Genomic DNA, 10,413 nt, shown 5'->3' on the forward strand with positions numbered 1-10,413 from the left:
CTTTTTGCTTACTTTTTGGTCCCTCAAAAAGTGAGCCGCTGTAAGAGCGGAACCATAAGCCGCCGTTACCCAAATAATGGATATGCACACAACACCAACCCCAACCCCAACAGCCCCCCAATCCCGACTACCGGCTATTGTCAGAAATTTCCCACAAGAGTACAAATGTACTCCATGACAACCCTGACCCCCCGCCGTACCGCCATCCTGACCTTCATCCGCGACCGTATCGCGCAACAAGGCCAGCCCCCAAGCCTCGCCGAGATCGCCGAGGCGTTCGGCTTTGCCTCGCGCAGCGTCGCTCGCAAACACGTGGTGGCCCTGACCGAAGCCGGCTTTATCGAGGTCAACCCCAACCAGGCCCGTGGCATCCGCCTGCTCAACCAACCGGCGCGTCCCGAATGGCTGGACGTGCCCGTACTCGGCCGTGTCGCCGCCGGCCTGCCCATCGGCGCCGATGCCGAAGTGCACAATCGTCTGCAACTCGACCCCGCCACTTTCGCCAAAACCCCGGATTACCTGCTGCGTGTGCAGGGCGATTCGATGATCGAAGACGGCATCCTCGACGGCGACCTGGTGGGCGTGCGCCGCAGCGCCGAAGCCTTGAACGGGCAGATCGTGGTGGCGCGCCTGGACGGCGAAGTCACCATTAAACGCTTTGAGCGCCACGGCGAGCAGGTGCGCCTGCTGCCGCGCAACCCCGCGTATCAACCGATTGTGGTCGGGCCGGATCAGGACCTGGCCATCGAAGGGGTGTTCTGCGGCCTGGTGAGGCAAGGTTGATGGGCGCCGTCGTTGCTCTGGATACGCTGTTCAATGGCGGCCGCGTCTGGAAAGGCCGGCCCGCCGTGCCACCGGCCAGCGTGCACCCCACTGGGCTGGCGGCGCTGGACGCGGTGTTGCCCACGGGCGGTTGGCCGGAGTCGGCGCTGAGTGAAATCCTGATGGCGAAGGAGGGCGTTGGCGAGCTGCAATTGGTGTTGCCAACCCTGGCCCGCTTATCAACGGCGGGCGAGCGGATTGTGCTGGTGGCGCCGCCCTACACGCCGTACCCCCACGCCTGGCAGAACGCCGGGGTGGATTTGCGCCAGCTTTCGGTGATCCAGGCCGAGGCGCGCGACGTGTTGTGGGCGGTGGAGCAGTGCCTGCGTTCGGGCAGTTGCGGCGCGGTGCTGTGCTGGCCGCGCAAGGCCGATGACCGCGCCTTGCGGCGCTTGCAGGTGGCGGCCGAGACCGGGCAAACCCTGGCGTTTGCCTGGCGCGCTTTGAGCGAGGCGGTCAATTCATCGCCCGCCGCCTTGCGCCTGGCCGTCGAGGCAAAACCTGCGCAAGTGCGGGTGCTCAAGTGCCGGGGCGGCTTGGCCCACCCGGCGCCGATAGCACTGGCGGGGCACTGAGGTTGCCATGCGCTGGGTGTGTATTGTCTTCCCGCAATTGGCGCTGGACGGGGTGCAGCGTGTGCACCCTGAGCCGGATCAACCGTTGGTACTGCTGGCCGGCACACCGCAGCGCCGCGTGCTGCAAACCGTCAATGCCGCCGCCCGCGCCTTGGGCCTGCGATCAGGTCAATCGCTGACGGCCGCGCATGCCCTGGCCAAAACCTTTGCCAGCGCCGAATACGACCCCGCCGAAATCGAGCGCTGGCAGCAGTTCCTCGCCGCCTGGGCCTACCGTTTCAGCTCCCAGGTCAGCGTGTATTACCCGCGTGCGTTGCTGTTCGAGATCGAGTCGAGCCTGGGCCTGTTCGGGCCGTGGCCGCAGTTTGAGGCGCGCTTGCGCCAGGAGTTGACCGAATTGGGCTTTCGCCACCGTATCGTCGCCGCGCCGAACCCGGCGGCGGCGCGGGTGCTGGCGAATATTTATGATGGTTTGGCGATCGGCGAGGACGCCTTGCAGCAGGCTCTGGCGCCACTGCCTATCGACCGCGCCGGTCTTGACCCGCAGGCGGCCACGGCCTTGTCGCGTATGGGCTTGCGTACCTTGGCCCAGGTGCAGGCGTTGCCTCGGCACACCCTGGCGCGACGCTTTGACGCCGGCTTGCTCAAGCACCTGGATGCCCTGAGCGGGCAGCGCCCACTGGCCCTGGCGTTTTATCAGCCGCCGGATCAGTTCGACGTGCGCATCGAGCTGAATTTCGACGTGCAATCCCACCAGGCGCTGCTGTTCCCGTTACGGCGCCTGACCGGTGACTTGTCCGCCTTCCTCTGCGGGCGCGACAGTGGCGTGCAACGTTTCGACTTGCACCTGGAACACGCCCAGGCGCCCGACAGTGTGATCAAGGTCGGCCTGCTCAGTGCCGAGCGCGAACCGTCGATGCTGTTCGAACTGGCCCGTGGCCGCCTGGAACAGGTGCAAGTCACCTCTCCGGTGCGCGGGTTCCGCCTGGTGGCCCAGGACCTGCCGGTGTTTGTGCCGCAACGCCAGGACCTGTTCGACGATCGCCCGCAACAAACCTTGCCTTGGGAGCAACTGCGCGAACGCTTGCGCGCACGGCTTGGCGATGAGGCCGTACAAAGCCTGCGCTTTCACGCCGACCACCGCCCCGAATGTGCCTGGCAGGCGAGCGCCGACAGCCGTGCGTGCCCGACCTTGCACAAAGTGCAGCGCCCCGGCTGGTTGCTGACTGAACCGACCTTGCTGGCCGAGCAGAGCGTGCAGATCCTGATGGGCCCGGAACGCATCGAATCCGGCTGGTGGGACGGCGCCGATATCCGCCGCGACTATTACCTGATCCGCACCCGTGCCGGCCAGCAAGGCTGGGCCTATCGCTGTGTGGGGCAGAACGACGGGCTGTGGCTGCAAGGCTGGTTCGCATGAGCTATGCCGAGCTGCATTGCCTGTCCAATTTCAGTTTCCAGCGCGGCGCGTCCAGTGCGCTGGAGCTGTTCGAACGTGCCAAGCGCCAAGGCTACAGCGCCCTGGCGATCACCGACGAATGCACCTTGGCGGGCATCGTGCGAGCCTGGCAGGCGGCGAAGGCGGTGGATTTGCCGCTGATTATCGGCAGCGAAGTGCGCATCGAAAACGGCCCGAAACTGGTGTTGCTGGTCGAAGATCTCAGCGGCTATCAACACCTGTGCCGCCTGATCACCCTGGCTCGCCGCCGCGCCGAAAAAGGCCGTTACCGCCTGCTGCACGCCGACTTCGAACAACCGATGCCCGGCCTGCTGGCGCTGTGGGTGGCCGAAGACAACGACACCCAGGCCACCCTCCAATGGCTGCAACACACCTTCGCCGAACGCCTGTGGCTGGCGGTGCACCTGCACTGCGGCCAGGACGATGCGCGCCATTTGCAGCAGCGCCTGGCCCTGGCCGCCAGCCTGCAGATCCCGGCGGTGGCCTGCGGCGATGTACACATGCATGCGCGCGGGCGCCGGGCCTTGCAAGACACCATGACCGCGATCCGTCATCACGTGCCGGTGGCCGAAGCCGGCACGCGCCTGCACCCCAATGGCGAGCGGCATTTACGCAGCCTCGACGCGCTGGCAGCGTTGTACCCGCAAGCGCTGCGTGATGAAACCCTGGCCATCGCGAAACGTTGCACCTTTGATCTCAGCCAGTTGCGCTACCACTACCCACGCGAACTGGTGCCCGCCGGCCATGATGCCCAATCCTGGCTGCGCACCGTGACCGAGGAAGGCATTGCCCAGCGCTGGCCACACGGTGTTGACGCCAAGACCTTGCAGCAGATCAACAAGGAATTGCAGTTGATCAGCGACCTCGGTTACGAAAGCTACTTCCTGACGGTGCACGACATCGTGCGCTTCGCCCGCAGCCGTTCGATCCTGTGCCAGGGCCGTGGCTCGGCCGCCAACTCGGCGGTGTGTTTTGCCTTGGGCATCACCGAAATCGACCCAAGCCTGACGGATATGCTGTTCGAACGCTTCCTGTCCAAGGAGCGCAATGAACCGCCGGATATCGATGTGGACTTCGAACATGAACGCCGCGAGGAAGTGCTGCAGTACGTGTTCCAACGCTACGGCCGCACCCGCGCGGCGTTGACGGCGGTGGTCAGCAGTTATCACGCGTCCGGCGCGGTGCGCGACGTGGCCAAGGCCCTCGGTTTGCCGCCGGACCAGATCAACGCGCTGGCCGACTGTTGCGGGCGTTGGAGTGAAGATGCGCCGCCGCTGGAACGCCTGCGCGAAGGCGGCTTCGACCCGCAAAGCCCGATCCTGCGGCGTGTGCTGACATTGACTCAACAACTGATCGGCTTTCCCCGGCACTTGTCCCAGCACCCTGGCGGTTTTGTGATTTCCGAATACCCGCTGGACACCCTGGTGCCGGTGGAAAATGCCGCCATGGCCGAGCGCACCATTATCCAGTGGGACAAGGATGACCTCGACGCCGTGGGCCTGCTCAAGGTGGATATCCTCGCGTTGGGCATGCTCAGCGCGATACGCCGTTGCTTCGACTTGCTGCGCCGCCATCGCAACCGCGATCTGGCGTTGGCGACGATCCCCAAGGAGGACCCGGCAACCTACGCAATGATCAGCAAGGCCGACACCATCGGCGTGTTCCAGATCGAGTCGCGGGCGCAGATGTCGATGCTGCCCAGGCTCAAGCCGCAGAACTTCTACGACCTGGTGATTGAGGTGGCGATTGTGCGGCCTGGGCCGATCCAGGGCGGTATGGTGCATCCGTACCTGCGGCGCCGGAATAACGAAGAGCCCACCACTTATCCGTCACCGGAACTTGAGGCAGTGTTGAAACGCACCTTGGGCGTGCCGCTGTTCCAGGAACAGGTGATGCAGATCGCCATGGTCGCCGCCGACTATGGCCCAGGCGAAGCCGACCAGTTGCGCCGTTCCATGGCCGCCTGGAAACGCCACGGTGGCCTGGAACCGCATCAGCAGCGTCTGCGCACCGGCATGCTCAAGAACGGCTACAGCGAGGAATTTGCCGCGCAGATTTTCGAGCAGATCAAAGGCTTTGGCAGCTATGGCTTCCCCGAGTCCCATGCGGCCAGTTTTGCCTTGCTGACCTACGCCAGTTGCTGGCTCAAGTGCCATGAACCGGCGGCGTTCGCCTGTGCCTTGATCAACAGCTGGCCCATGGGTTTCTACAGCCCGGACCAGATCCTGCAGGATGCGCGGCGCCATCGCTTGCAGATCCGCCCGGTGGATGTGCTGGCCAGTGACTGGGATTGCAGCCTGGAGCCTGTCGACGGCCAGCAACCGGCGATTCGCCTGGGGTTGCGCATGATCTCGGGGTTTCGTGAGGAGGATGGACGGCGCATCGAGGCGGCGCGCCAGCGTCGTGTGTTCAGTGACATTGCCGACCTGGACGACCGCGCCGGCCTGGATGCGCGGGCCCAGGCGTTGCTGGCGGATGCCGGAGCCTTGCGTGCGTTGGCGGGCAACCGGCACACCGCGCGTTGGGAAGTGGCAGGCGTGCATAAACAGTTGGGCTTGTTCGCGGGCCTGCCGAGCCCCGACGAAGCGGCGGTGCAATTGCCGGCGCCGACGGTTGGTGAAGACCTGCAGGCCGACTACGCCACCGTCGGCACCACCCTGGGCCCGCACCCGCTGGCGTTGCTGCGTGATGAGTTGCGCAAACGCCGCTGCCGCAGCTCTTTGGAGCTGATGGCGGTGGAGCATGGGCGCAATGTCAGCGTCGCCGGTCTGGTGACCGGGCGCCAGCGCCCTGGCACCGCCAGCGGCGTGACCTTTGTGACGCTGGAAGATGAGTTCGGCAACCTCAATGTGGTGGTGTGGCGCGACCTGGCAGAACGCCAGCGCCTGGCGCTGGTCGGCTCGCGGTTGCTCAAAGTCGACGGGCGCTGGGAGGCGGTGGGTGAGGTGCGGCACCTGATTGCCGGGCGTCTTACCGACCTGACGCCGCTGCTGGAAGGCATTCATGTGCGCAGCCGGGATTTTCATTGAGGGCAGTGGTTTTTGTCGCCATTACCTCCTAACTTATAACAAGTGAAACCATCCGCCGCTGGCGCGCTCCAAAACGTTGCAAATACCCTCTCTTTGCACAGAGCCAACCGATGCAATTTTTATCCAACCCCTACGGCTGTGAAGGCTGGTCCGGTGAAATGGCCCAGCGTATCCGTGCTTTCGATTGGTCCGCCACGGATCTTGGCCCGATTGACACCTGGAGCGCCAGCCTGGCCTGCAACGTGCAGATGATGCTGGCCTCGCCCGTGCCGATGGTGATGCTGTGGGGGCGGGCCGGCTACATGATCTACAACGACAGCTATTCGGTGTTTGCCGGCGGCCGGCATCCGTACTTGCTCGGCACGCCGGTGGAGCTGGGCTGGCCGGAGGTGGCCGAGTTCAATCGCCACGTGGTCGACACCTGCCTGGCGGGCGGTACCTTGACGTTTAACAACAAAGACCTGGTGTTGTTGCGTAACGGCAAGCCGGAAACCGTCTGGCTGGACCTCTATTACAGCCCCGTCGCCGGGGACAATCAGCAGCCAGCCGGGGTGTTGGCGATTGTGGTGGAAACCACCGAGCACGTGCATTCCGAGCGCCTGCGCCAGGAACTGACCCATAACCTGGAGCAACGCGTGGCCGCCGAAGTGCAAGCGCGTTCCGCCGCCGAAGATCAGTTGCGCCAATCCCAGAAGCTTGAAGCCATCGGCGGCCTGACCGGCGGCGTGGCCCATGACTTCAATAACCTGCTGCAAGTGATCGCCGGCAACCTGCACCTGCTGGCCCGGAATGAGCCGGACAACCCCCAGGTGCAGCGCCGGGTCACGGCGGCCATCGCGGCGGTGGAGCGCGGCGCCAAGCTGTCCTCGCAACTGTTGGCGTTTGCGCGTCGCCAGCCGTTGTCGCCAGCGGTGTACAACCCGCAACGCATCTACGCCGGTTTAGGCGAACTGCTGCAACGGGCGTTGGGTGAGACCATTCATATCGACGTGCAACTGCCCCAGGATTCCTGGTGCATCAATGTCGACCGCAACCAATTGGAAAACGCGCTGCTCAACCTGGCGATCAATGCCCGCGATGCCATGCAAGGCGAAGGCGTGATTCGCATCAGCGGCGAAAATATCATCCTCAACCCGGGCGATTGCATCGGTAAAAGCATCAAGCCCGGTGAATACGTGCGTTTGGCAGTGACCGACACCGGTGTCGGCATGCCCCAGGAGGTGCTCAAGCGTGCGTTCGAGCCGTTCTTCACCACCAAGCGCGAAGGGCACGGCACCGGCCTGGGCCTGAGCATGGTGTTCGGGTTTGTGCGCCAAAGCGGCGGGCATGTGGAGGTGTGGAGCGAGGAGGGCAAAGGCTCGGTAGTGCAGATGTATTTCCCCCACAGCCTGGAACCCGAATGTGGTGAGGTCGACACCGAGCAGGCGACTCACAGCGGCGGCCAGGAAACCATCCTGGTGGTCGAGGACAACGAAGGCGTGCGCCTGACCGTGGTCGAGTTGCTGCAGCAATCGGGCTACACGGTACTGACCGCCGAAGACGGCGACCGGGCCATGCAAACCCTGCAAAACGGCGTGCAGCCGGACCTGATCTTTACCGACGTGGTGATGCCCGGCCGGGTCAAAAGCACCGACCTGGCCGACTGGGCGCGCGTGCAGCACCCGCCGGTGGCGGTGCTGTTCACCTCCGGGCACACCCGCGACATTCTTTCCAGCAATCATTTGCTGAGCTCCGACATTCATCTGCTGAGCAAGCCCTACAGCCCCGAAGCCCTCACGCAACGGGTGCGCAGCGTGCTCACCGCCAGACAAGGTTGCCCATGACGTCACAGCGCAACATCCCCCCGATCACCGCCCAGCGCCCAGGCTTTGTACGCGTGCGCGGCGCCCGCGAACACAACCTGCGTAACGTCGATGTAGACATTCCCCGGGACGCCCTGGTGGTATTTACCGGCGTTTCGGGTTCGGGCAAATCATCCCTGGCGTTTTCCACGGTGTATGCCGAGGCTCAGCGCCGCTATTTCGAATCGGTGGCGCCCTATGCGCGGCGCCTGATTGACCAGGTCGGCGTACCCGATGTGGACGCTATCGAAGGCTTGCCCCCGGCCGTGGCCCTGCAACAGCAGCGCGGCACGCCGAGTGCACGCTCGTCGGTGGGCAGCGTCACCACCTTGTCGAGCCTGATCCGCATGCTGTATTCGCGCGCCGGCAGTTATCCGCCGGGGCAGGCGATGCTGTATGCCGAGGACTTCTCACCGAACCTGCCCCAGGGCGCCTGCCCGCACTGCCACGGTTTGGGCCGCGTGTATGAGGTGACCGAGGCGCTGATGGTGCCGGATCCGTCCTTGACCATTCGCCAGCGTGCGGTGGCGTCCTGGCCCTTGGCGTGGCAGGGGCAGAACCTGCGCGACATCCTCGTGACCCTGGGCTATGACGTGGACATCCCGTGGCGCGACCTGCCGAAAAAGCAGCGCGACTGGATTCTGTTTACCGAAGAAACCCCGACCGTGCCGGTGTACGCAGGCTTCACCCCACAGCAAACCCGCGACGCGTTGAAACGCAAGCTGGAGCCGAGCTACCAGGGCACGTTCAGCGGTGCGCGGCGCTATATCCTGCACACCTTCAGCCATACCCAAAGCGCACTGATGAAAAAGCGCGTGTCGCAGTTCATGCAGGGCAGTGCGTGCCCGGCGTGTGAGGGCAAGCGGCTGAACAAGGCGGCGCTGTCGGTGAAGTTTGCCGGGGTGGACATCGGCGCGCTGTCGCAACTGTCGCTGGCGCAGTTGGCCGAGCTGCTGCGCCCGGTGGCGGCGGGGCAGGACAAAATGAAGCTGTCGGTGGAAAAGCGCCTTGCCGCTCAGCGTATCGCCCAGGACTTGCTGGAGCGGGTCAGCACCCTCACCGAGTTGGGCCTGGGCTATCTGTCCCTGGAGCGCAGCACGCCTACATTGTCATCCGGGGAATTGCAGCGCCTGCGCCTGGCCACCCAGTTGGGCTCGCAGCTGTTCGGCGTGATCTATGTGCTGGACGAGCCCTCGGCAGGCCTGCACCCGGCGGATGGCGAAGCATTGTTTACTGCGCTTGAGCGTTTGAAAGCGGCCGGCAATTCGTTGTTTGTGGTGGAACATGACCTGGAAACCATGCGCCGCGCCGACTGGCTGATCGACGTGGGCCCGGCGGCCGGTGAGCACGGCGGGCAAGTGTTGTACAGCGGTCCGCCTGCCGGTTTGGCGGATGTGCAGGCCTCGCAGACGCGCGAGTATTTGTTTGCCGAACGGCGCGTTTGCAGCACGACGCGACGTGAGCCGTCGGGGTGGCTGAAGCTTGAAGGCGTGACGCGTAATAACCTCAAGGACCTAAGCGTGGATTTCCCGCTGGGTTGCTTTACGGCGGTGACGGGTATTTCCGGCTCGGGCAAGTCCAGTCTGGTCAGCCAGGCGCTGTTGGAACTGGTGGGCACGGGCTTGGGTCGTGTGCTGGAAAGCGACGAAGAACCGAGCCTTGAAGATGATGCCCCGCAAAGCAGTGGTGGGCGGATCAGCAGCGGTTTGGAACAGATTCGACGTTTGGTGCAGGTGGACCAGAAGCCCATCGGCCGCACGCCGCGTTCTAACCTGGCGACTTACACCGGGTTGTTCGATAACGTGCGCAAATTGTTTGCGGCAACACCGGCGGCCAGGAAGCGTCATTTCGATGCCGGGCAGTTCTCGTTCAACGTTGCCAAGGGCCGTTGCCCCCATTGCGAGGGGGAAGGGTTTGTCAGTGTCGAGTTGCTGTTTATGCCCAGCGTGTATGCGCCGTGCCCGACGTGCCATGGTGCGCGTTATAACCCTGAGACGTTGGCGATTAAGTGGCAAGGTTTGAGCATTGCCCAGGTGCTGGGGTTGACGGTGGAGCAGGCGGTCGAGGTGTTTGCCGAGCAGCCTGGGGTGTTGCGTTCGTTGCAAGTGTTGCGGGATATCGGTTTGGGGTATCTGCGTCTGGGGCAGCCGGCGACCGAGCTGTCCGGCGGTGAGGCGCAGCGGATCAAGTTGGCGACCGAGTTGCAACGTAATGCCCGGGGCGCGACGTTGTATGTGTTGGATGAGCCGACTACGGGTTTGCATCCTCGGGATGTGGACCGTTTGCTGAGTCAGCTTAATCATCTGGTGGACGCGGGGCACACGGTGGTTGTGGTGGAGCATGAGATGCGCGTGGTGGCCCAGGGGGATTGGGTGATTGATATTGGGCCGGGGGCTGGGGATTTGGGTGGGAAGGTGGTGGCTCATGGTACGCCGCAGAAGGTCGCCAAGAGCAAAGCCAGCCGTACTGCACCGTTTCTGGCGCGGGAGTTGGTGTAAGTTTCAACGTCGATTAATTGTGGGAGCTGGCTTGCCTGCGATGGCGGTTTGTTGGTGTACATATCCGTTATTCGGGTAACGGCGGCTTATGGTTCCGCTCTTACAGCGGGTCACTTTTGGCAAACGCCCGGAATGCCGGCCCAGCCAAAAGTAACCAAAAGGTCTGTGCCCCACCACTCGGCACCTCGC

Annotated in this window: 6 protein-coding genes; all 6 read left to right on the forward strand. The window is 64.0% G+C overall.

Going from position 1 to position 10,413, the window contains the following annotated elements:
• Positions 1-165: 165 nt before the first annotated feature.
• Positions 166-783 (forward strand): transcriptional repressor LexA, encoded by a 618-nt coding sequence (lexA, locus tag HX790_RS28945; RefSeq protein ID WP_017135402.1) that lies wholly within the window; start codon positions 166-168, stop codon positions 781-783.
• Complete coding sequence (gene imuA / locus HX790_RS28950) at positions 783-1,397, forward strand: translesion DNA synthesis-associated protein ImuA (protein ID WP_017135401.1); 615 nt, start codon at positions 783-785, stop codon at positions 1,395-1,397. The genes lexA and imuA overlap by 1 nt, the downstream gene beginning before the upstream one ends.
• Positions 1,398-1,404: 7 nt before the next feature.
• A complete protein-coding gene (locus HX790_RS28955; protein WP_176992593.1) occupies positions 1,405-2,817 on the forward strand; it encodes a DNA polymerase Y family protein in 1,413 nt (470 codons plus the stop codon).
• On the forward strand, positions 2,814-5,885 hold the full coding sequence (locus HX790_RS28960) for an error-prone DNA polymerase (protein WP_176992594.1): 3,072 nt from the start codon (positions 2,814-2,816) through the stop codon (positions 5,883-5,885). Before HX790_RS28955 ends, HX790_RS28960 begins: the two co-directional genes overlap by 4 nt.
• 110 nt (positions 5,886-5,995) lie before the next feature.
• Positions 5,996-7,708 carry an ATP-binding protein gene (locus HX790_RS28965; RefSeq protein WP_099548156.1) on the forward strand — a complete coding sequence of 571 codons (1,713 nt, stop codon included), beginning with the start codon at positions 5,996-5,998 and terminating at the stop codon, positions 7,706-7,708.
• A complete protein-coding gene (gene uvrA / locus HX790_RS28970; protein WP_176992595.1) occupies positions 7,705-10,224 on the forward strand; it encodes an excinuclease ABC subunit UvrA in 2,520 nt (839 codons plus the stop codon). The genes HX790_RS28965 and uvrA overlap by 4 nt, the downstream gene beginning before the upstream one ends.
• Positions 10,225-10,413: the final 189 nt, after the last annotated feature.

The organism is Pseudomonas sp. IPO3747 (assembly GCF_013385245.1).
Taxonomy (GTDB): domain Bacteria; phylum Pseudomonadota; class Gammaproteobacteria; order Pseudomonadales; family Pseudomonadaceae; genus Aquipseudomonas; species Aquipseudomonas edaphica.